20 protein-coding genes are annotated in these 24,017 nt (G+C 47.9%); 7 read left to right on the top strand and 13 right to left on the bottom strand.

The window, feature by feature from the left end; translation table 11 throughout:
* Window positions 1-29 precede the first annotated feature (29 nt).
* The 11 genes from MHI55_RS06055 to MHI55_RS06005 form a co-directional block, all read right to left on the bottom strand.
* A complete protein-coding gene (locus MHI55_RS06055) occupies window positions 30-647 on the bottom strand; it encodes an ATP-binding cassette domain-containing protein (protein WP_101314178.1) in 618 nt (205 codons plus the stop codon).
* Window positions 637-1,593 carry an ABC transporter ATP-binding protein gene (locus tag MHI55_RS06050; RefSeq protein ID WP_340389292.1) on the bottom strand — a complete coding sequence of 319 codons (957 nt, stop codon included), beginning with the start codon at window positions 1,591-1,593 and terminating at the stop codon, window positions 637-639. The genes MHI55_RS06055 and MHI55_RS06050 overlap by 11 nt, the downstream gene beginning before the upstream one ends.
* A 2-nt stretch (window positions 1,594-1,595) precedes the next feature.
* Complete coding sequence (locus tag MHI55_RS06045; RefSeq protein WP_143781115.1) at window positions 1,596-2,597, bottom strand: ABC transporter permease; 1,002 nt, start codon at window positions 2,595-2,597, stop codon at window positions 1,596-1,598.
* On the bottom strand, window positions 2,594-3,589 hold the full coding sequence (locus MHI55_RS06040) for an ABC transporter permease (protein ID WP_047841855.1): 996 nt from the start codon (window positions 3,587-3,589) through the stop codon (window positions 2,594-2,596). The genes MHI55_RS06045 and MHI55_RS06040 overlap by 4 nt, the downstream gene beginning before the upstream one ends.
* Before the next feature lie 42 nt (window positions 3,590-3,631).
* Window positions 3,632-5,290 carry an ABC transporter substrate-binding protein gene (locus MHI55_RS06035; RefSeq protein WP_340389290.1) on the bottom strand — a complete coding sequence of 553 codons (1,659 nt, stop codon included), beginning with the start codon at window positions 5,288-5,290 and terminating at the stop codon, window positions 3,632-3,634.
* Between the two features lie 291 nt (window positions 5,291-5,581).
* Window positions 5,582-6,115, bottom strand: a complete 534-nt coding sequence (nikR, locus tag MHI55_RS06030) for a nickel-responsive transcriptional regulator NikR (protein WP_076251243.1) — start codon at window positions 6,113-6,115, stop codon at window positions 5,582-5,584.
* Window positions 6,116-6,167: 52 nt separating this feature from the next.
* Window positions 6,168-7,193, bottom strand: coding sequence for an alpha/beta hydrolase (locus MHI55_RS06025; protein WP_340389288.1), 1,026 nt, complete (start codon window positions 7,191-7,193; stop codon window positions 6,168-6,170).
* Between the two features lie 80 nt (window positions 7,194-7,273).
* Window positions 7,274-8,377, bottom strand: coding sequence for a hypothetical protein (locus MHI55_RS06020; protein ID WP_076251242.1), 1,104 nt, complete (start codon window positions 8,375-8,377; stop codon window positions 7,274-7,276).
* Between the two features lie 286 nt (window positions 8,378-8,663).
* On the bottom strand, window positions 8,664-10,691 hold the full coding sequence (locus MHI55_RS06015; protein WP_340027327.1) for a hypothetical protein: 2,028 nt from the start codon (window positions 10,689-10,691) through the stop codon (window positions 8,664-8,666).
* The gene (locus tag MHI55_RS06010) at window positions 10,666-11,568 is read right to left on the bottom strand and encodes an ABC transporter ATP-binding protein (protein ID WP_076329443.1); all 903 of its coding nucleotides are present in this window, start codon (window positions 11,566-11,568) and stop codon (window positions 10,666-10,668) included. The genes MHI55_RS06015 and MHI55_RS06010 overlap by 26 nt, the downstream gene beginning before the upstream one ends.
* Window positions 11,561-11,950, bottom strand: a complete 390-nt coding sequence (locus MHI55_RS06005) for a GntR family transcriptional regulator (RefSeq protein ID WP_036606399.1) — start codon at window positions 11,948-11,950, stop codon at window positions 11,561-11,563. The genes MHI55_RS06010 and MHI55_RS06005 overlap by 8 nt, the downstream gene beginning before the upstream one ends.
* A gap of 1,362 nt (window positions 11,951-13,312) precedes the next feature.
* Here MHI55_RS06005 and MHI55_RS06000 point away from each other — a divergent pair.
* Window positions 13,313-14,077 carry a futalosine hydrolase gene (locus MHI55_RS06000; protein WP_245838456.1) on the top strand — a complete coding sequence of 255 codons (765 nt, stop codon included), beginning with the start codon at window positions 13,313-13,315 and terminating at the stop codon, window positions 14,075-14,077.
* The gene (locus MHI55_RS05995) at window positions 14,074-14,916 is read left to right on the top strand and encodes a 1,4-dihydroxy-6-naphthoate synthase (RefSeq protein WP_340389286.1); all 843 of its coding nucleotides are present in this window, start codon (window positions 14,074-14,076) and stop codon (window positions 14,914-14,916) included. The genes MHI55_RS06000 and MHI55_RS05995 overlap by 4 nt, the downstream gene beginning before the upstream one ends.
* 1,219 nt (window positions 14,917-16,135) lie before the next feature.
* On the opposite strand, the gene MHI55_RS05990 is transcribed toward MHI55_RS05995, so the two are convergent.
* On the bottom strand, window positions 16,136-16,759 hold the full coding sequence (locus MHI55_RS05990; protein ID WP_340389284.1) for a pyroglutamyl-peptidase I: 624 nt from the start codon (window positions 16,757-16,759) through the stop codon (window positions 16,136-16,138).
* Between the two features lie 21 nt (window positions 16,760-16,780).
* A complete protein-coding gene (locus MHI55_RS05985) occupies window positions 16,781-17,782 on the bottom strand; it encodes a Gfo/Idh/MocA family oxidoreductase (protein ID WP_036672452.1) in 1,002 nt (333 codons plus the stop codon).
* A 489-nt stretch (window positions 17,783-18,271) separates the two neighbouring features.
* Here MHI55_RS05985 and MHI55_RS05980 point away from each other — a divergent pair, with 489 nt between their 5' ends.
* The 5 genes from MHI55_RS05980 to MHI55_RS05960 all read left to right on the top strand — a co-directional run bounded on the left by MHI55_RS05980 (window position 18,272) and on the right by MHI55_RS05960 (window position 23,951).
* Window positions 18,272-20,002 (top strand): AraC family transcriptional regulator, encoded by a 1,731-nt coding sequence (locus MHI55_RS05980; protein ID WP_340389282.1) that lies wholly within the window; start codon window positions 18,272-18,274, stop codon window positions 20,000-20,002.
* Between the two features lie 99 nt (window positions 20,003-20,101).
* On the top strand, window positions 20,102-21,175 hold the full coding sequence (locus MHI55_RS05975) for an iron ABC transporter permease (protein WP_340389280.1): 1,074 nt from the start codon (window positions 20,102-20,104) through the stop codon (window positions 21,173-21,175).
* A 2-nt stretch (window positions 21,176-21,177) separates the two neighbouring features.
* Window positions 21,178-22,194 (top strand): iron ABC transporter permease, encoded by a 1,017-nt coding sequence (locus tag MHI55_RS05970; protein ID WP_340389278.1) that lies wholly within the window; start codon window positions 21,178-21,180, stop codon window positions 22,192-22,194.
* A gap of 61 nt (window positions 22,195-22,255) precedes the next feature.
* The gene (locus MHI55_RS05965) at window positions 22,256-23,203 is read left to right on the top strand and encodes an iron-hydroxamate ABC transporter substrate-binding protein (RefSeq protein WP_340389276.1); all 948 of its coding nucleotides are present in this window, start codon (window positions 22,256-22,258) and stop codon (window positions 23,201-23,203) included.
* A gap of 313 nt (window positions 23,204-23,516) precedes the next feature.
* Entirely contained in the window at window positions 23,517-23,951 is a 435-nt protein-coding gene (locus MHI55_RS05960) for a MarR family transcriptional regulator (RefSeq protein WP_340389274.1), read from the top strand.
* Window positions 23,952-24,017: the final 66 nt, after the last annotated feature.

Raw genomic sequence — 24,017 nt, 5'->3', positions numbered from 1 at the left:
TCCATTTATTTATTCGAATATAATTAAAATTACAGTGACAGTGACATCGATATCGGCATCGGTGTAATTCTGTCGCACAACCTGTTCAGCAAATCCCGATCATGGCTTATGATCAGTAATCCCAGATCACGCTGGCGAGCCACTTCCATCACGGTATGCCAGATCTGTGCCTGAGTGATCGCATCCAGCATCGTTGTCATCTCATCTGCGATCACGTAACGTGTCGCTGTACCAAGCGCTCGCGCCACACAGAAACGTTGCAGTTCTCCACCGGATAATTCACCCGGTCTGCGGTCCAACCAGGTCTGCTGAATACCCAATGCTTCGAGCAACTGTTCATCCTGCACAGACGCCTCCTGAAGTACACGACGCATTCGCCAGCGTGGATTCACAGCTTTCTCCGGATGCTGGAATACCAGCTGAACCGGACATACTCCTGTACGTGGGAGTGGATTCCCATCCAGAAGTACTTGTCCTGCTACAGGTTCGGCATATCCTGCAAGGATGCGTCCAAGGCTTGTTTTTCCACAGCCACTTGGTCCCCACAAGCCCACGACTTCGCCTTGTTTCACCTGCATATTCATCTGCTGGAACACCCACGATTTCGGATCGTAACGGTAACTCACGTCCCGTGCTTCAAGTGACATGGAAACACCTCACTTCTCCGCCCCGTACCTTACGAAGCTCTGGACGTTCGCGGGTACATGCAACGGTTGCTACGCTACATCGGGGAGCAAATGAACAGCCTGTGGTGATCTCTTGACCTGCCAACGGCTGGGAGCCTGGGAGTGGCTGAAATCCGTTCTGCGGCAACGCATTCCAGAGCGCTTTTGTATATGGATGACGCAGACGTTCTCCATTCCCTTTAAAATCATCCACCTGCGCCGCCTCTACATTGGTCCCCGCGTGAAATACAGCGATGCGATCGGCAGCCGTCAGCGCTGTCGTAACATCATGCGTAATCCATAGGATACCTACGCCTTCATTTGCAAGCTTGCGAAATTGCTTCATCGTCTCGGCCAACACTTCGGGATGGATTCCTGGTGTTGGCTCATCCGCAATGATCAGCTTGGGCTGACCTGAGGTCGCTGTAGCCATTAACACCCGCCTTGCCATTCCTCCGGACAACTCAAACGGGTATTTCCCGGCTGTTCCTTGAGGAAGATGATACCGCTCGGTCAGCTCCTGCTCCGTCTTTTTCATATGGGATCGAGTTACAAACCCGCGTTTTCGTCCCGAATTTCGGGTTACCGGTTCAACTTGCCTCCCCACCTTCATCAACGGGTCCAAATAACTGACGGATTGTGGAATCAACATCAGTTCATCACCACGCAGATGAAGCTGTCGGTCTGGGGTCAAAGGCTCGCCACCATAGCTAATACGCCCCTCCAACCTGGCATTGGCAGGCAGAATGCCCATGATGGCCTGCGCCAGCACACTTTTACCCGATCCGCTTGCGCCTACAACAGCCACGATCTCGCCCTCGTTTATGGAAAGATCCAGATTCTGAATGACATAAGTCTGTTCGTACCCAAACCAGCCGTGAGCGCGCCGAAATGACACCGACACTCCCTCAATATCAAGAAGAGCCATATTTACCTCACCTCCCTCGAACTACCTGTACCCGTCAACGTCTTCAGACTATTGCCCAATACATCAAACGCACGAACAACCAACAACAATGCCAGTCCCGGGAAAAAGGCGAGCCACCACATGCCAGCAGATAAATATCTCATCGACTCGGACAAAATAATTCCGATTGCCGGTTGTTGCGGGGACAACCCCAGCCCCAGAAACGTAATAGCTGCCTCATGCAGAATTGCATGGGGAAAGATTAGCAGTACGCCCACGAACAGCTGTGGAACCAGGTGTGGCAGCATATGCTGCACTGCAATTCGTAACCGCGATTGGCCTAACTTGTGTGAAATCTGAATATATTCTGCGGATTTCAGTTGAATCATCTCCGCTCTTACAATCCGAGCCAGATTCGGCCAGTGAGTGAGTGCAATCGCTGCCGCAACTCCTGCCAAACCTCCACCGAATACAAAGGCCAGCATAACTAGCGATACCAGATGAGGTACACTCAGGAACAGGTCGATAATCCATGAGATTACCCGGTCAGCAGCCTTGCTTGAAGCGGCAGTCAAACCCAACAGCAGTGCGATCAATCCGCCACCACATGCAGCAAGCAATCCCACTTGAATGCTGGTTGCCAATCCTTTTAACGTACGCATGAACATATCTCTTCCGAGCCAATCTGTGCCAAATGGATGCGCCCAGGTTGGAGCCAAATTCCGATCCATTAGTGAAGTCAGCGTAGAACCAGTGGGAAGCAGTCTGCCCGTCAACCACACAACGGCAATCCAGATCACCGCGAGGCTTCCCCAGATCACCGCTCTTTGGCGAGGGTTGCGGAAATTTTGGTCTCTGGCAGCCGTATAATCTTTTCTCGATGGGCGTGATGTTCCTGTTCCATTCCCAGCTTGTAGAGACCCGGTATTAATGTTGTACCGTACCTCTTGATTCGCAGTTTTCACTTTCTGTATTTTGGCTGTTTCTGTCGTCTGCTCGGAGGAGCGTTCTACCGTCTGCTTCATGACATCAGCTCCTCCTTCATCCGTGGATCAATCAAGCGATACAGAATGTCGGCAACCATATTACCTGTGAAAACAAAAATCGCACTGCACATCACAAGTCCAAGCAGCAGTGGAACATCTCCACGCAACCCCGCCTGAACCGTCGCCTGACCAAGGCCAGGGTATGAAAATACCTGCTCTGCAAGCACAGCCCCGCCAAACAGTTCACTGAACGAAGCAAACTGCAGCGTGATGGCTGGCAAAACAACATGTCTGAACCCATGTCGACGGAACAGCTGAAATCCACGCTCACCTCGCGCTCTCGCAAACAGAATATAATCTGACTCGAGCACATCTGTGAGCTTCTGCCGGGTATGCAAAGCAATAGAGGCTACCCCGGTCAGGCTGAGAGTCAACGCTGGCAAAATCATATGAATAACCCGATCTCCCCATGTAACCTGATCAGCTGACATCCCGGCGGGTACTCCAAGCCCAACCGGAAGCCATCCAAGCCACACACCAAATACCATCAGCAACAACAGCGCAATCCAGAATACTGGCGTGGAAGCCAGCGTATAACAATACCAACAGATCAGGCGATCCAGCTTCGAATCCCGTCTCATGGCGGCAACTACACCAAGAGTGAAACCAATGATGCCAGATAATATCCAAGCTACAGCCATAAGTGCGACAGAATTCATGAATCGTTCCTGGATAATATCCGCTACAGGTTGTCTGTAGATCATTGATGTCCCCAGATCTCCCTGAATCAGCGTTTGTCCCCAGGTTAGTAATCGTTCCACGGGAGATTCATTCAATCCCCAACGTTCTTCGATTAAACTGCGCTGTTCGGCGCTTACCCTGATCATGTCTCCACCAATGTAAGCTTCGATCGGATCAACAGGAGAGAATTGCATTAATATAAAAGACAACACACTGACTCCAACCAATAGAGATACAAGTCGCAACATTTTAAAACCAACAAATCTGGCCCATCCATTCCTGCCTGTCATCCAATCTCTCCCCAATTCAGGCTAAAGCTACCGGTACGTTTCCTACTTTGTACTGTTATCCCAGGACCATTCCTCCAGATTGGTTGTCACCGGCCAGCCGTGACCATGGGGGTGGATCTGCTGCTCACCAATGTTCAGGCCATTCGTAACCAGATACAGGTGATCTATGTTCACAAGCCACGCCCATGGCGCATCACCCTGATAACTGAAACCTGTTGTTCCATCCCATTCCGCTTTCTGCCAGAACGGCAATGCCTCTTCTTCACTTGTTGCCTGAAGGGCTTTGTCCATCCAAGAATCCACGACAGGATTACTGTACAGCCCCACATTGTAATACCCTTCTCCTTTATGAGTACTGCTATAGAGGTTATAGGTTTCCAAAGGGTCATGACTGCCCCAACCAAATAATACAGCGTTGGAGTAAGCCATCTTTTTTGTCTCTTCACGGCTTTTGCCTTCAACATTGATTTTGATTCCCGCCTGGGCTACCATATCCGCAGCAGCCAGTGCCAGAGATTGTCTTGTTAAATCACCTGCAAAATAAAGCAGATTGAATTCGGCCTTGACGCCGTTTTTCTCGACGATACCGTCACCGTCCGCATCTACCCAGCCACCAGCGGCCAGAATCTGCTTTGCTTCTTCGAGATTGGCATCCGTAAATACAGCTTCCGCATTGCTCCAAGGCAGGTCATCGCTGACGGAATACGCTGGACGACCGTACCCTTCCAGTACACCCTCAACCAAAGCCTTACGATCAATCACGACATTCACCGCTTGGCGAATCGCCAAATCGGATGTCACATCATTCCCTGCGGGAAGACCATCGCCCGACTTGGCACCAGCAGGCTGCATCGGGAACATGATGCCACGGTTATCTACGGTTTTCACGGCCTCTAATGTCATGCCATTCACCTGTTGTTTGCTAAACGCTGCCGGGATAGCAGCGATATCCACCGTACCTGCCTGCGCAGCGGCGTAGGCTGCATCTTCATCCAGATAGAGGAAGGTGAGTTTGTGGAATACAGACTTGTTACCGTAATATTCTTCATTGGCTTCTACGATGGCCTGTTGTCCTTTGTCCCACTGAACCAGCTTGTACGGTCCTGATCCGACCGGATGTTCTGCATAATCGGCACCATAGGCGTGTTCAGGCACAATGCCAAGTGTCGTCAGCAGACTGATGAATGTAGACTGCGGCGACTTCAGTGTAAATAAGACCGTGCTATCATCAGGTGCCTGTACATCAGCCATATTGGTCAGATCAATCACGGACCCACTCTTGGCAGCTGTTTCAAACGTAAATTTTACATCCTCAGCCGTCAGGGGTTCCCCATCAGAGAATTTCACATCGTTCCGAAGCGTAACCGTCCAGGTCAGCCCATCTTCACTAACTGAATATGCGGTAGCTAGATCGTTAACCAGTTGTAACTTGGCATCCCTCTTCAGCAGGGTACTTTGGAAAAGCGGTGACCCATATTGCCCCCATCCGGTTGTTGGATCAAACCCACCTTCCGGCTCGGTGCCAACCGCCAGCACCAATTCGTCTTTGGTTAAGGCTGTACCTGATTCTCCATTCTCTGCTGATGAAGCTGTTGGCGCTGTGCTCTGTGCACAACCAGATAAACCAATGGAACATACAAGTAAGATGCCTAATCCTGTTCTACCTTTTCGTTTTCCCCATCTCCATAAAAATCTGCCCATTCTGGTCGTCCCCCCTCTAAATATGTGCTGCACTCCCTTTTATCGTGTTACTTTTTAGAGAAATTGTAGCACAAAATACAAAACATATGTCAACAAAGTTAACTTCGTAATCCATATTTTTTCATATTTCAGAATTAATAAATAAAAAGTTGTATAACCGAGCATTTGTAGCGCTCTATAAAGTCAGGTATTATAACAAACAAAAAAAACAGACAGTTGGCATCTAACCAATAGTCTGTTTTTTAGATTTGTTATATTTTCATAGAAATTACACTCGTATTCGTATTTGTCTTACTCCGTAGAGCGATGATGATGGCTGTGACCATGCTGACCCGCACCTTGATTGTGATCCAGACTTTGATCCGGATTGCCCTCCTGACGACTCTGAGCATGAGCCAGTTTGTTGAGTTCATCTACATAAGTCACGGACAGCTCCGCATACAAAACACCTTTTTGTACCTGGATCTGTTGATGCAAATGACGCAATCGTCCCAGGTTACCCCGTACGGCAATTACCTCCAGGCACTGGTCATGGTTCAGGTGCACGTGCATATTGGAAATGATGTCATGATGCGCCTCATGCTGGAGCTCCATCAAACGAATGGGAAGATCACTGATATGGTGATCGTAGACCATCACAATGGTGCCTGCCACATCCTGGTCGGATTGTAATACAGAAGGTTGAAGTAATGTTTTGCGAACAAGATCACGGAAAGCCTCCGATCGGTTTTTGTATCCCTGTTCCTCAATATACTGGTCAAACTGCTCAATTAGAGGTGTAGGAAAAGCCACCCCGAACCGGGTCAAATCTTCTTTATCTGCCATACTTCTCCTCCTGCGCCCTCATTTGCTTCGAGTGTACCACAGACTTGTCTGCTCATCGACTATACTGTTGCATGAATCGTACTGCCGAATGTATCGCCTGTTGTCCAGCGTCACTCTCCAGATTAAATTGATAATCATGTCCCAGCTTCTCTGATGAGTTCGAGAAAAACAAGGTTTCCACCTCAACATCAAGGCGCTTCAATACTTGTGCCAGCTCAATCGATTGACTGGTCAACGGGTCATCATTGCCTGAGGTAATAAATGCAGGCGGGTACGCTGCTGTAGCCTGAAGCACGGTCGACATTTCATGCAGACGTGGATAGTCTTCGAATGTTTTGACTCCCGTATATGACCAGAGAAATGTCCGTATGAGTGGAAAGCCTGTATTGGCTACCGTGCTTAGATTGTATGGACCACAGAATAGCAGAACCCCACGCAACTCTTCCGGCTGGGCGGCTGGCGTTATATTCATCAGTTTAGCCAGAGATGGATTGGTCACCACTGCCGCAGTCTGACTTGCAATCTGGGCACCTGCCGAATTGCCTGCGAGAAATATGTTTTCCGGGTCACCCTGATACTCACTGACATGGTTCTTCACGTAAGTCAAAGCCTGATTCGTCTGGATCACGGGAATGGGATATTTCGTATCCGGTGCGAGCGCATAATTCATACTGACCACAACGTAACCCTGTTTGGCTAATTGTACGGCATAATCTGCGATATCCTTTTTGTCACCCAAGACCCATCCACCACCATGAACCCACAACACAACAGGCAAAGGTTCCGATGTTACGGAAGGATAATAGATATCCAGCGTACTGTCATTACGCCCTTCGTCTGCATAGGGTACATCCGCAACACGAGTTATCCCATCCGAGAGCGTAGTGTCCTTGCTATTTGTGTCTGGATTAGCAGTTTCAATTAATGATTGTAATAAAAATACCGTTATTTTGGGTGTCCATTGTGTACCAATCCCAATAAAACCTATGATCAAAATTAGTACAACGCTGGGAATCCAGTAACGTTTACGTTTAAAACCTTTTGCCCCCGTACGTTTCGTTTCCAACTTGGACTGCAATAGCTCCACCTCGTTCCATCATCATCGAAGCGTCTTTACATCTAAAGTTGTGTACGTTGCAGAGAGGACCGGGTTTCCTCTTATTTGGGTCTCTTGGCGATTTCCTGTCTGACTTTCACATATGTAGTGGACACTTTTTGCTCCAGTGTGTAGATATTTTGTTTTGTGCCTGCCCACTTCTCTGCTGCAGACGCCAAGGCGTTCAATGAGCTGAGTACACGTGACGTTTGGCTTTGCTTTGTACTCTGTTTGAACTGTTGTAGAGCGTTGGAATATCGTTCTTTTGCCAGACTCGCCTGTTTTTTAGCCGTTTGAATCTGTTTCTTCGCGGAGTCGGCCCCTGCTAGCATAGCTCGTAAACGTTTTATTTCAGCGCTCTTCCGTTTACGTGCTTCAGCAAGTTCCTTTTTCTTGATCCGGATGGCTTCTCTGGCAAGTTTCACAACGGGTCTCAACGTCTCTGCCTGAGTGCGGATTGCTGCACTCCATTCCTTATTTTTGATGGCTTTGGCTGCATCCAACTGTCTATTCACTGAACTATAGAGGGCGAATAGTGGTTCATATCGGGCTTGTGTTTGCTTCACCTTTTCAGCTAGAGCTGCGACCTTCGCATCATCGATTTGTCTTATTTCTACACGTAATCGCTCCAATTGCGCGGTATTGGCGGCATGAAGTGTCTTTATTTTTTGTTCCCAAGCCTGCTCTTGTGTCTTCCAGTTTCCCACTTTATCGTACGCTTGCTTCAACGTTAACTTGGTTTGTGCGTCGGCTTTGTTCAAAACGGAATCCCATGCTTTTTGCGCTGTTACGCCAAGATCTATGCCAGCAGCCTCTACTGAAGAAGCAAAATACATCGTGCCTGCGCTGAACAGAATCACAAGCCCTATAAGCAGGCGTGATCCGAAAATAAGATGAGTCAACAATGGCAATTGACGACGCCGGACGTTACTTTGTTCCTTCATGTGACTATGGCTACCTGCTACTGGAGAAGGGAATAGTATGTCACTCGTCTCCATTAAAGCTATTTCTTCTGTAGATATATCTTCGATATGCTGTCGCCCCTTCTTCTCTTCTACTAAACCGTGATGTTCTATGAAGTTATGAGAGCTTGATCGTTCCAATAGGGAACAACATACCATGGCCTCCTGTTCATTTATCGTTTCCTTCCATGCTTCTGTTTGCATGCGTCTCTACACCCTTTCTTCTAAAATATTTAGCAGAATAGCCAACGAAATCAACGAACAACAAAAAAGCACCCGCAAGTCAGGCATTTGCCTGCTCTTACGGGTGCTTCCCTCATAAGCCGTTCCATATGAGATTCGATTGAACGAGTCACTCGAACTTTTCCTTTTTCTAATATATTCCATTCACTGTGTCTGGTCAAGTAAATCTGGTTTCACTGGTTGAATAAAACTTTCGATCAACGGGAGAACCCTTCCCGCTTATAGTTAACAACTGATACAGCCCAGCTTATTGATTGACCAAAATAGCTTTCATTTCCTCGGTCAGATCCTCTTCTTTCAGTATCATATAGATGTTCTCGCCACGAGTTACATTCAACTTGATCTGATAAATGGTATCTTTCTCTGTTAGATAACCAGACCGTTGACGTTTGAGCAAATCACTAATGATTTCTTTGTTTTTAGTCGCTATCTGTTTGTTACCACTTAGATTTCCATCGATATATTCTGGCTGCGGAGTAGTCCACTGAAGCGAACCCGGACTGTTAATCTCCTGCTTCGCAAACTGAGCGGAGACAATCTCATCTGCCTGGACAAGCAACTGGTCGTATAACTTGTTCTCCTTCAGCCAAGCCAATACCCGATCATAGCTAGGTTTGATCTCAAAATTCCACATCTCCCTCGGTTGAAATGGATCTTTCGAAGTAGAGTCCTGATTCATCTCCGCGTAAGCAAACGACTGCCACGGGGAGCGCTGTTCTTCATAGGTCTGATCAAAAATGTCCTGTTTCAACAATGCTTTGAACTCACGGACTTGCTCCGGATTGCTAATATAAACCTTCCGGTATGAACTTATGGCAGAACGAATACCGAAACTTAACGCATCTTCATCCAGCTTATACGTTTCAAAGGCGACTCTTTTGTAATCCTGGGACTGTTTCAGAGCCTTTAATTCCTGATGGAATTCGGCTTCTGGAATGTAGTATTTACGTTTCATCACTTTGCCGTTATCCAGCTTGTAGTTAATTAATATAGACTCATCATTACGCATACCTGTATTAATCGGATCATCCAGTAAAGGAAGATCGGAATTCACAATTTTTTGATGAAGAGCGATAACTGCCCCCATGTATTCCGGATCATTAGAATAGAGGTGAGCATCGTCCTTTTTCTGACTGACACCGTTACTGTAGGTATAACTCTCCCCACCAAGCTTGATACTGTTCACCTTGCTCATTTCAGGCACTCGAGCGGCGTATCCATTCCAGTCGGCAATAGGTACGTACAGTATCAGACCAGCGATGATACCATATAGAATCAGCTTGGGTAGCAGCCTGCTGCTCCAGATCAGCCATGTTTTGCGAATAATCATCTCGGCAACGATATAACCTACAATTCCGCCGAGGATATATCCGAAGATTCCCCATCCAGCTGATCCTCTTGGAGCAATCATTGTAAAGTAACCTCCGCCAATCAGAACCAATGTAAACATCAATCCAAAGCGAAATATAGGTTTTATAAGCTTAAACGTAACTGCTTGGGTAGCAGATTCAACCTGTCTTTTCGCATAAAGTACATAGGTTAGAGGAATAAACAGGATTGCAAATATCGCATAGATAATTAACTCCTGACGGATTACAGGGAGGTTACTGATCGAACCCACACGCAGGACAAGTGAGAGTTTCTCCGCATTAAAGCCCACTTCTTCAAAAGCATATCCGAGCAAATAATGCTGGAGATGAAGTGACATAATGAACCATACGACAACAGGTAACAAGACGAGTGCGTACACGGTGAGTCCCTGCAATACAGATTGACCAATACACATGCCCACCGCCACAGTTAGCATGAACATAAACAGCGAGTAGATACTCATGCTCAAGCCCCACATCCAGATTGTACTGCCATCGAACAGAAACGCAGGTTGATCCAGTACCGCCCATACCCAGCCGGTAATCGCAGTTGTAATCCAGATTGGAATCAGGATCATGACAAATCCGGTCAACAGATTCACCGTTAATAGATGTTTACGACGTAACGGCAAACTATGGAACAGATCCGAAGGTGCACCAGACTGAATATACCGAAAAAGAAAAATACCAGCTGCTACGGGCAGTGTGATAGCGAACAGAATCTGCACTTCACCATTGGCCTGAAACAAACTTATAATCTGCTGTGGCACATCCCTGTACTCGGTAGCGATATATAACGGAAGTGAGAACAACAATGTGATGAGATATAAAATGCCTATCCATCCATGCTGTCTGAAATTTTGGATCAGGATGCCCCGGTTACAGAACAATCGGTTGAATATCATATCCTGCGTCCTCCATTTCATAGATAAAGATTTCTTCGAGCGTCAAAGGCAGTACATCCAGCAGATATGGATCATGTATACGGAATTTATCCGTTACCTGTTGTCGGCTGCCTTTGACAATGTACAGGGATACACTTCCCCGTTTCTCTTCATGCAAAATATCAATCTGCTCATCCATGGCTTTGGCATGGTCCGGGTGGCGGAAAGCAACCTGGATTTTATGCGTATCCGCCTTCAGATCATCGAGATCCTTCTCTACAATAATTCGGCCTTTGTGCATAATCGCCACATGGTCACACAAATCTTCGATCTCACGCAAGTTGTGCGACGAGATGACAATGGTTACCTGACGCTCAGCTGCTTCCTGGAACAGCAAGTTTTTGATCTGCTGGCGCATGACCGGGTCAAGGCCGTCAATAGGCTCATCCATCAGCAGCACTTCAGGCATGCAGCTAAGTCCCAGCCATACGGCTGCCTGACGGCGCATGCCTTTGGACATACGATGCAGCTTGCGTTTTACATCCAGTTTGAACACGGTGGCCAGTTGCTTGAACCGTTCCTCATTCCAGCGCGGATATACCGAACGATAAAATGCAGCCATCTGAGTTATTGAAGATTGCGGGAAAAAGTATGGCGAATCGGCCATAAAAATTGTGCGGCCTTTGAGATCCATATTTTCATAAATCTCATTATCTTCGATACGAACAGTTCCGCTGTCCTGACGGTAAATACCAGCCATCATTTTGAGCAGCGATGTCTTGCCTGCCCCGTTGGAACCGAGCAAACCATAGATCGACCCCTTATGTATGTGCATCGTTACGCCATCCACTGCCTTTTCCTGTTCAAATGCTTTGACGACTTGATTCAGCTCAATCATGAGGCTCCTCCTTCTCTATACGGGCCATCGCTTCCTCAAACAAAAGCGTCATATCCGCTTTGGTCAAACCGGAATACGAAGCTTCTGCAATCAACTTCACCAGAGACTCTCTGATCTCATCTCTCATGGCTTCATTCGGATGTTCCACTGACGATGATACGAAGCTCCCTTTTCCCTGCAAAGAATAAATGTAACCTTCACGTTCAAGCTCACGATACGCTTTCTGAATCGTATTTGGATTCACGGTCAGCTGCGTGGATAACGCACGAACGGAAGGAAGCTGCTCGTCGGGCTTTAGAATACCGTATACGATCATTTCTTTGACTTTGTCCACTAGTTGCTCGTAGATCGCCTTACGGCTGCGTACATCTAATTCGAACATCCCGCACCTCCTTTCTGTAAATGTGTGAAATAACCTATGGGTTTTAAATATGACTGTATCTGAGGTGTATGTGTAGTTATCTGGGTGTAAAAAGGCATTACCTAAGCTGTACAGCTGTACGTATTCAACTCTTAGGTGTATTAACTGTATTACTATTATTAATACAGTTAAATCGAATTGTCAACCGTTGACTTTGACTTCTTGTTTTATTGGGAGTACGTTAATAAAGATAGGTTATATGGTTTAAATGACATATATAATTTGGGGAAGCAGGTTCATTCTGGCTTACGACGGGGCTCGATCAGGGTGGCGTTCACATGAAGTGAAGCAAAACCACTATCTGAAGCGATGTGGCTAGATGTGGCTACTTGAAGTGATACGGCTACCCGCAACCTTTGCTTGACCGCTTTTGACAGAATTACATGCAAAGGTTGTTCAGATCTTTCCCCTTCCGTTATGATGGAGATGAAATATTGTTCAATAATCACTGTATCTTTGTTACTTTTTTGTGCGCGTTTAATCTGATTGATTGTTAGGTCTGTTATGCGTTAGTTGTGTTGTTTTGTGTTGTGTTGTCTCGCGTTATAGATCTATTGTCTGCACAAACGGTAGGCCGTAAAGTGGGCAGCTATATCAGAGTTAGCAAAACTGTGTATTTGCTTAAAATTCGGGTTTGCACAAATAAGCTACTATGCAGTGGTCGAGTGTAGACTGGACCGTTATTCATTTGGCTTGTTGGTCTAAAATCCTAAGGCTATATATGATTCGCGTTGGATGGGTCGGGCAGACTCCAGCCTTTTGAATCGTTTATCTGTTCGTTTGGAGGGCCAACTCGTGCTGTCCGCACTGAGCATACATATTGTAGATATGTCTTTCAAAGGGTGGACACGGACATGAGAAAGCACCTCGGAATTGATATTCTACATATAGATTATTTTTAATTTTATATCTGAAAACATCTATATGTAGTGTTTCATATTCATGGATGGATATAGTATCTTTTTAGAAAAAGTGTCCACTCTTTGAAAGACAAAATCAAGATAAATGTCCTTTTGTAGTGGACAAATATATGCCCGAATTCCATTTATATAAGCTGAACTATACATTTACACGAAAATATAGAAGTAAGTAGTAACCCTAAGAAGTGTAACTAGAAACTTGCTGTAAGAAAGATACTATGGAGGCATATGTTACACTTCTAATACCTCATAAGGAGAATCCGAGATGAATGAACATAGACAGGATAAAGATCAGAATAATAAAGCGAACGCCTCATTCGAGACTAGTGACCAACAGGGAGAATTAAGCGAGGCAACAACGACTTCAGATACTAGTCCGGTACAAGCAAATTCATCACAACGTGTGTTAATTGTAACCGCGGTTGATGCGGAGAAAGATGCGGTCCTCCGTGGTTTGGGAGACATGGCCGCGGAACGATTTGACGTCATCGCTGCTGGCGTTGGCCCAGCCTCGGCCGCAGCAGGAACAGCCGCTACATTGGCATATGCCGTAGCGGCTGCGAGCACTAGGGCGTTGGCGCAGGGTTCCACCGCGCCAAGCCCATCCGATGTGGCACAGGCATCTGCCACATCTTCAAGGCCGGGCCCCCTTGCCGGAGCCGGATCACCAGCCTACATGCTGGTGATCAGTGCCGGCATCGGCGGCGGGTTCCCCGGCCGGGCAGACGTCGGCTCCCTCGTGGTAGCCGACGCCATGGTTGCTGCCGATCTGGGCTCGCAGACGCCAGACGGCTTCCTTAGTGTGGACGAGCTTGGATTCGGCTCGTCCATTGTGGCGGCGGACGCGGAGCTTGCCGCTCGCCTGCGCCATGAACTGCAGCGGGCCGGGCTCGCTGTCAGCGGAGGCACTGCGGTCACCGTGTCCACGGCGACCGGAACAGCGGAGACGGCCGCGGAGCTATTGCGCCGCGTGCCCGATGCCGCCGCCGAAGGCATGGAAGGCTTCGGCGTGGCAACAGCTGCCCAGCAGTTCGGCGTGCCAGCACTCGAACTGCGGGCCATATCCAACGCGGTCGGTCCACGCGACCGCGACGCTTGGCGCATCAAGGACGCCCTCGATGCGCTCCAGGCCGCAAGTTCCATTTTACGGGAGGTTATTACATCATGAAAATTGCATTTTCCCCTTGTCCAAACGATACATTTATCTTTCACGCGTGGGTGCACGGGTTAATCCCGGGCGCACCTAAGCTGGATGTCCGTTATGCTGATATTGATATTACCAATGGTCTGGCAGCAAATCCGGATGGACCCGACACACCTGAAGTGATGAAAATATCTTATGCAGCACTGCCATACGTGTTATCTGACTATGCTCTGCTTCCTGCTGGAGGCGCACTTGGCAGAGGCTGTGGTCCTTTGGTTCTGACCGCAAATGGCACGACCGATCCAGCATATCTGTCTGGACGACGGGTTGCTGTGCCAAGTGAACGCTCGACAGCATATCTATTATTCCGTCTGTGGGCAGCGCAAAATGTTTCTGACGGTATAGGCGAGATTGTTGTCATGCCATTCGACCAGATCATGCCTGCTGTTCGTGACGGCAAGATCGATGCCGGACTTGTCATCCATGAAGCACGCTTCACGTACCAGAATTATGATCTCAAACTAATGACAGATCTCGGGAACTGGTGGGAAAGCGACACAGGCCTTCCGATCCCGCTTGGAGCGATCATCGCACGTCGCAACATGGACGCTCTTACCCTCGCCGGATGGGCACGCGCCTCCGTTGAATATGCATGGGCGCACCCGGATGAGTCGAGAGCATACGTTATGGAACATGCCCAAGAAATGGACCCTGACGTAGCTGCACAACATATCGGCCTGTACGTTAACGAGTTCAGCGCCAACCTGGGTGATGATGGTTACGGTGCAATCACTGCACTGCTTGGCCGCGCCATGAAAGAAGGACTCGTTCCCGAGTTCGACCTTGATCTGTTGCGAATCTAACTTTGATTTAATTTGAGTTAGTTTCACTTCGCTCTATATCTAAAGAACACAGCACATCTTATTTAGCCGAATAACGTGGTATGAGAATTCTAAAGAATCTCAGACACCGTATTCGGCTAAATCTCGTTCATATCACCGACAAACTCGCATAATTTCGCACAACAACGATCCTACGATTCGTTAGAAATTGGTATGTGCAGATTTTCCTAGAATAGCGTGTGCTCGGTTCGTTTGAGTCCGTTCCAAGGTGTTCTGAGGAGCAAGCTTCGTAGAAGCGCCTATTCGGGGATTCGAAATTTAAGTGGTTTGTAAAAGTAGACTTAGGGTGCTACAAATTCGCAGTTTTTTTCTCTTACGAACCCAGTGCACCTTATTTAGCCAAATATCATGCTACGAAAATTCTAACGAATCCCAGACACTCTATTCAGTTAGAAATCGGTCATATCACCAACAAATTCGCTTCATTCCACCCAATAACGATCCTACGATTCGTTAGAAATTGGTATGTGCAGATTTTCCTAGAATAGCGTGTGCTCGGTTCGTTTGAGTCCGTTCCAAGGTGTTCTGAGGAGTAAGCTTCGTAGAAGTCTATTCGGGGTTTTCGTGGATACAAACCACTTAGCTAGCCAGGGTGATGGTGGTGTCCTTGCGTCTTGTTTCTTAAGAGCTTAGTTACTTAGGGTTAGTAAAGGTCGCATTCAGGAGGGCACGAATCGGAGTCTGTCCTTTAACTGCCCCGTACCTGTTTTGCTGAATTCCTACTTTCCAACAACAGTTGTATAAGCCTTAATGGGTTTCGGATTTGAGGTTTGCGGTTTGCGGTTTGCGGTTTTAGAGTCTAATTTTTAACTAGGCAAAAAACTTTCATCAAGATTCTTTGCTGCAAACTAGTGACCTCACTAACCATGTTGGACTACACTACCCATGACACATGACACACGAAATAGAAAGAGCTGTCCCCTAACGTCAGACTTATGACGATGGGACAGCTCTTTTTTTACTCTCTATTCAACTTCATATTTATACTCATATCTAACACTCTGCTCAACCCAAGATCGAAGCAGACAAAAACCATGCAACTACACGCTCTCCACGTCATCTTGAACCCTACTGTACTCCATCATCCACCCCACTGCTCTCCCTCTCACAACTGCGGTCTACGAATCTAACCCTCGCCTACGTTCTCCTGCAACCGCAGCCGAACGATCGCAACCATCCCCTACGAATCAGCCACAACCGTGCGGATCATGATCCGCAGCGCATCCAGCATCATGGGAATAGGCAGCGAAGGGACGGAAGGCTGCAACACAGCCATCTCTGTGGAGGCGGGAAAGTGTACAAATCCGGCACGGATCGGGAGTTGCCCTACTCGAATGTGATCCAGCACCCGGTACATTGTGTTGTTGCAGATATATGTACCTGCTGTATTGGACACGGTAGCAGGAATACCTGCTGCGGACATGTCATTCACCATGGCACGTATGGGCAAGGTGGAGAACAATCCATCTGGGATGCCATCTACAATTGGCTCGTCCACAGGACGCTGTCCTTGGTTATCCGCGTAGGAGCCTGGCGGAATATCTTTGACATTCACGGCGATCCGCTCCGGTGTGATGGATGTTCTGCCCTTGGCCAGCCCACAGGCGATGACGACATCTGGCCGATAGGCTCCCATCTCTGCGATCAGCAGGTCTGCACATTCATCGAAGTGCACGGGCAACAGTACTGTTTTTAGCTCAGCACCCTCGATCATTTCGTTTGCAAGAGCCTCCATTAACGCCCCCGTCGGATTCACCGCATCCCCGCCAAAAGGTTCAAACCCGGATATCAGAATCTTCACCATCACACGTCAGCTCCTGTCTGTTTACTCCGATTTGTAACGTAATCCCCACTGGCCCCGAATCGTGTCCATCAGCTTCATGATTTCCAAGGATTCGTCCAGTTTAATGGTGTTACTCTCCGTCCGACCTTCGAGGATACAACGTCCCGCTTCTTCTGCCTCAAAAGCATAACCAATACATGTTCGATCATCCGTGAACTTCTCCGGCTCGTCCTGACCATTCACATGCAGATAGGCTTCTTTACCCGCCAAGAATAAAGGAAGACGAATCTTGCCTTCCGTACCGTATATGACCGCTTCATTGCTAAGGTTCAGACGAATGGCAGCACTCAGTGATGCAGAACGTCCCTCGGAATAGGACAACAACACGGAAAATTGCTCGTCCACACCCGTCTCACCGATATTGGCCGTACTCCATACATGCTGGGGCTGTTCACCAAAGATCATCGATGCGAATGAGATCGGGTACACCCCTGCATCCAACAATGCGCCTCCACCCAGATCCGGATTAAGCAACCTACCTTCCGGCTCCCAGCCGACACGGAATCCAAAGTCTGCCTGGAGCAAACGCACTTCACCAATTCGTCCTTCTGCAATCCATGCTCTGGCTTGAGCGATCGGTGGCAAAAAGCGTGTCCACATCCCTTCCATCAGGAAAAGGTTACGCTCCCGTGCCGTCTCCACCAGTTGCTCCAACTGACGCGCGTTCATCGTAAACGGCTTTTCACAGAGCACCGCCTTGCCTGCCTCCAGACAAGCCATTACATTTTCCTTATGCACAGGATGAGGTGTTGCCACATAGATAATATCTACCTCAGGATCTTGTAGCATTTCATCATAAGAACCGTAAGCGCGTGCAAAACCATATTCAGCTGCAAACTTCTCCGCACTTCCCGCTGTCCGTGAACCTACCGCTGCTTTCACAGCGTTTCCCGCATGCTCCAGATCCCTTGCAAACTGGGATGCAATCCATCCCGTGCCCATAATGCCCCAGCGTACTTTGTCCCGTCCCACTACTTCTGTCATATTAAAGCCTCCCTACTGCAATTTGAGTTGAAAAGGTTCATGATTCAGATCAGGCCAACATGTTATCCCCTTTATTTTACCAAAAAGAAACGCTTACGTCAGAAAACGATTTCGATTATGTGCTTTCAATAGACTTCAAGCTCATCAGGGCCTCGAACATATCTGTGTACATTTCAATTCTCCAGTAGATTTGCTAAGATTATCAGCAGACTAGGGCCAAGAAGTCTTGTCCGTAAACATACTTGTAACTAGCGACAATCTGGTTAAACTATCGATCACATCTGATAACGGGATCATATACCCTGTGCTATTCATAAAACATCTGGCTATACTGCAAACGTGCTTTTGACAAGGCAGCCAGTATTCACTACATCATGCCAAACACATCAATAGACGTTTAAGAAAGACCTTCAGGTCCGAGAAAATATGGTACGTTCCAGATTCAATTATTAGCTAAACTGTTCATAAGAGAGGAGGTTGCACAGCACCATGACTACCATCCCCGGTACTGCCCACAGCGGCATGAATCCACACACGTTGCATCAGCAGACAAGTCCCAACGCAGAAAAGGAATCCTCAACCCGGGCAGGCCTGGATGCCTTCCTGAATGATACCCTGATCGAACTTCGTCAGGCAGAACATATTATAACCCGTGGGAAATGGCGCTGGTCCACAGCTGAGCTAGCTCATCATACCTTCATATACATGCACAAATTCACAGGCCAACTGATCATGAATGGAATCAAATCTCACGTGGTTCGCAAATCAGCTTGTCTGTCCCTACCAGGAACTGCGATTGAACTGATCGGAGATGAAGACCATGATATTGAACTTTATATCATTCACTTTGATATGTATCGGGCTACGGAGAAAACAAAAGCCAGACGAATCTACGAACGTGAGCTCAGTTCACCTGTTACAGGCTGGATTCAGGGCCCATTTTACGGTATACAGCGCATTGCCGCACAGCTTACACAATTAAGCAATGAAGGTTTGGAAAGGGGCTTGAAAGCACAGCTCTTCCTGACGGAACTGTTACATATGCTCTGGCCTCAAGAAGACCAGACTGACGTGGGGGCTGGGCAGGATGAACCCGAACAGTGGCTCAGGTCCACCCTGCAATACATGCGCGAAAACTATATGCACGAGATCAAGCTGGAGAAGCTGGCTGAACTGGCTGACATGCACCCGTCCTATTACTCGCAGCTATTCAAGAGCCGCATGCAGAAAAATCCGATTGAGTACATCACTCATCTGCGTATGAACCGAGCCAAGGAATTGCTGCTTACTTCAGATCTGCGTATCCGTGATGTAGCTCGTGAAGTGGGTTACCGTGACGAATTTTATTTCAGCCGACGTTTCCGAAACCATGCTGGTTATGCGCCAACTTCCTATTCGAAGCAGGTCCACCGAAATATCGTGTCGCTCTCCTATCCATACACGGACCACCTGATGACACTTGGTATCACGCCATGCGCAGCTCAGATCCAAGGCCATCTTCCTCATATGCCCAAATCGCTGACGCTGCCCTTCCACGCCTATGAACCTTGGGAACAGGGACGTCAGGCTTTCCTGGATGTGAATCCTGAATTGATTCTGACCAAGGACAATGCAGCTACCAAAGCGATGGAGCATATTGGCGATGTCGCGCCCATCATCACGATTCCCTGGAACCAGACAGACGTCTTTGGTCATCTGCATCAGATTGCATCCATTGTGGATCGTACCCAAGCAGCCACAGATTGGCTGGATCGACATGAACGCAAGGCAGAGCGTGCACGCAAAAAAATCAAGGAATTCGTCGGGGACATCACCGTTGCCGTTGGCACGTTAACACCTAAAGGTCCACGGATGTACAGCCATCGGAACTTTGGACATGTCTTTTATCGAACCTTGCAATTGGCCGCTCCTCAGCGCATTCAGACCGAACTGGCTGGCAAATCTCCCGGCGTTGGATTCAACTGGCTGCCCTTCACACCAGGAGAATGGGACGGACTGGAGGCAGATGTGCTGGTACTGGCGATTAATTCTATGCATGAAAAGGCAACACTGTTGAAAGAGATGGCTTCGAATCCACTGTGGAACAGCCATACTGCGGTAAAAAACGGACGTGTACATCTCATCGACTGGAACTCGTGGGTCGTATATGCTCCATATTCCATCAACATCCAGCTCGATGAAGCGCTCTCTATGTTGACGAACAAACCTTCACTTTTGTAATCTAAAAAATGTCCATCTCCAGAATCTTAATTTATGCCATGTACGGGCCTGAATTAAGATTCTATAATGATCACTAATTGATAATGATAATCAATAACAATGAAATACGTTGTTGGTACCAAAGGAGTGACCCGTATTCAACATCCGGGACTGCCACATCGTCCATCTAATTCAAGAAAATCTGCAGTGACCGTTGGGCTGACGTTTTTGTCTGCCATAGCCATACTGCTGCTAAGTATGTTTGTCGCAATCTCTTTAGGTGCCAAAGGGCTAACGCTGGAAACCGTATGGGCTGCCATATTTCAGTACAACCCAGCTTTGACACCACATCAGATTATTCATGAACTGCGGCTGCCTCGTGTCCTTGCCGCGGTTATTATCGGCGCTGCCTTTGCCGTTGCAGGAGCTTTAATGCAAGGTATTACGCGTAATCCGCTGGCAGACACGGGCATTCTGGGCATCAATGCTGGAGCCACTTTTGTCGTAGCATTGAGCTTTGCCTTTTGGCCCGGACTGCCATACGGCTGGATTATGTTTTTATCATTCGTGGGGGCTGTTCTGGGCACACTGCTTATCTTCCTGCTTGGAATGGCAGCACCTGGTGGTCTGAATTCCATCAGACTGACCGTTGCCGGAGCCGTTATTGCAGCCATGTTAACCTCGCTCAGCACAGGCATTGCCATTTATTTTGACCTGAGTCAGGATCTGGCCTTCTGGTATGCGGGTGGTTTTGGCGGAATTGAATGGCGGCATCTGAAGTTGATTCTTCCCGTGCTGCTCATGACGCTCGTGCTGATCATGCCACTCGCCCGGCGTGTATCCCTTATGTCACTCGGTGAAGAAGTGGCGATTAATCTCGGGATTAACCTGCGTTGGACGAGGTTTCTCGCCCTCGCAGCAGTTGTTGTGCTGGCTGGTGTGTCCGTGTCGGCAGTAGGCTCGATTGGATTTGTCGGACTTGTCATCCCCCATATCTCACGCAAACTGGTGGGTGTGGATTATCGACTCATCATTCCGATGTCTTCTCTACTTGGAGCGATATTACTGGTGCTCGCCGATCTGGGCTCACGCATCGTGAACCCGCCCGAGGAGCTCGCGGTAGGCATTATGGTCGCTTTTGTCGGTGTACCGTTCTTCCTCTATCTGGCCCGTAAAGAAAGGAGGGCCTTGTAGCGATGAATTTTAATACACCTTCACGAGGTAAACGTTCGATAGTTGTCAGTATCACGCTGCTCTGCATCGCGATTGCCGTTATTGTGATCAGCCTGAACACGGGAACCATTCGTCTCTCCCCAGCGGCTGTGTTACAGACTTTGTTTGGTAATGGCAGTTCGGATGATCAGATTGTACTGTTTGATTACCGACTGCCTCGCATCCTGGTAACTGTACTGGCCGGAGCAGGACTTGGTATTGCCGGAGCAGCCTTGCAAGGGATCACCCGCAATCCATTGGCGGACCCGGGCATTCTGGGATTACATGCAGGGGCTGCATTTGGACTAATGGTGTTTGTTAGTCTCTCCTTTACGATGGATGGCTCTGTGGCCTTGCTGATCCCGTTGTTTGCTTTTGCAGGCAGTGTGGCCGCTGCCCTGATCATCATGCTGTTATCTTATGATCGCCATAACGGCGTATCACCCATTAAGCTGATTCTGGTGGGAATCGCGGTAGCGGCCGGGTTCCATGCCTTGACACTCTACCTATCCCTGCGTCTGGATGAAGACACCTATTCCTTTGCCGCTCGCTGGTTGGCAGGAAGCGTCTGGGGCCGGGATTGGATTCATGTGCAAGCGTTGCTTCCTTGGGTGGTGTTATGTATATCGTACATCTGGAGTCGATCCAAAACGCTCGATGCCTTCAATCTTGGAGATGCTGCCGCAACCAGTATCGGAACGCCTGTCCGATCCCAGCGTATTATTTTGCTGCTCTGTGCCGTGGCTTTGTCTGCCGTTAGTGTATCAATGGCTGGTGGAATCGGCTTTATCGGTCTGGCGGCACCACATCTGGCGCGTAGGCTTGTCGGTCCGATGCATCGGCATCTGATTCCAGCCGCCGGGCTTATCGGTATGGTTATTCTGGTGAGCGCCGATACAATCGGGCGAACGATCTTTCAGCCTAATGCCATTCCGGCAGGCGTGGTGGTTGCTGCGATTGGTGCACCTTACTTTTTGTACCTTTTAGTACGAAGCAAGTGATCTTTTTTTCAAAAAAACAATAAAGACATCCAAGAGATGTTCAAGGAGAATGTGATTACCCATGTTAAAGAAAAATCTTATGCTTGTCATGAGTATCTGTCTGGTGCTTGTGCTTGTAGCCTGTGGAACGACCAATAATTCATCATCTGCTTCTGGTGGTTCGTCCACGGATACTTCAACCAAAAATCAGGACAACAGTGCAAGTTCAGGAGAGCAACGTATTGCCTCCATGTCGATCCATCTGACCAATGATCTGCTGTCTCTCGGCATTACTCCGGTTGGTTCCGTTATCGGTGGCGAAGCCAAAGATTTCCTGTCCCATGTTGCTGATCAACTTCAAAATACAACGCCACTTGGTCCGGTTAAAGACCCGGATATGGAAGCTTTGCTTGCCCTGAAACCCGATGTGATCTATCTGGACGAAGAATTTTCCGGTGGTGATCTTGCCAAATTCGAAAAAATTGCTCCGGTGCATGTCTTTAATCTGGATGACGGTACATGGCGCGACCATCTGAAAGACATTGGCAAACTCGTGAATCGCGAGAAGGAAGCCGAGCAATACATTCAGGACTACGCAACCGAAACGGAAGAAGTGAAATCTCTAATTCATGATACGATTGGTGATGGGACTGTGATGGCGATTCGTGTTACTGCCAAAGAATTGCGTGTATTCAGTACACGCCGTCCCATGGGTCCCATTTTGTATGAGGATCTCGGTCTGACTCCTGCCAAAGGGATCACTGATATCGATTCGACTAAACCGTATCAAGTCGTCTCCCGTGAAATATTGCCGGACTATGATGCAGATGCGATCTTTGTGGTTGTGAATTCGGATGATGAAGCCCAAACCATGTTCAAGGAGCTGCAAAACAATCCGATCTGGCAAGGTCTGAAAGCAGTCAAAGCCGGTCACGTCTACCCGATTGGTGCACAGCCTTGGCTGGATTACTCATCTATCGGTAATAAAATGGCCATGGATGAAGCCAAAGAAATGTTCTCCAAAAAATAATTTTCTTACACTCCACACTTAACGTGTGACAATACCAAAAAACCTCTCTTAGAGACCGGAACAGAGTTAGTTATCATGCTCTCTTTCGCTCAAAGTAGAGGTTTTTGTTTTTTTCTTATCTATTTTACTTGTTTACTTTCCAGCCAATCGACCTGGAAATACCTTAAATCCAAAATTAACGACTTGCATTCACTTGACGATATATCAAATCAAACTTAAAATTTAGTTAGTCGACTAACTAAATGTGCATGTTCAAAAAGTCTGGTTTTCTGTACCGAGAAGATGGAACGAAGGTAGAAATGGAGTAGATGATATGAACCCAGTCCAAAATGATCGGTTAATGGGCCAGCTATCCGAACTGGTGAAACTGAAACGCTACAAGGTTCATGAGAAACTTGTGAACCACCCCGAGTTATACCCGGGGCAGCCCCCTTTGCTGTTCCAGCTTGAACGGGAAGATGGCCAATCCCAGAAAAACCTGGCCGAACAACTTCAGCGCAGTCCCGCAACGGTAACCGTCATGCTCAAGCGTATGGAATCATCCGGTTATGTGAGACGTGAAGCAGACCCGAAGGATCTGCGCAGTCTGCGGGTATACCTGACGGATCAGGGGCGCTCCGCGCTACAAGAATTGAGAGAAGTGATTCAGGAGTTGGAACAGCAAGCCCAGAAAGATTTTACACCGGAAGAATCCAAGATCATGTCTGCACTTGCACAGCGTATGCTTCAAAACCTGCGTGAATCCTGAGGTGATGCAGATTCGCGATTGAAGCAGCTAAAGGTATTATGAAATTGATTCACTTATGCTATGAAG

Source organism: Paenibacillus sp. FSL E2-0151, assembly GCF_037993015.1.
Taxonomy (GTDB): Bacteria; Bacillota; Bacilli; order Paenibacillales; family Paenibacillaceae; genus Paenibacillus; species Paenibacillus amylolyticus.
The sequence above is the reverse complement of the archived record's forward strand: the minus strand, read 5'-3'. Positions and strand labels throughout refer to the sequence as shown.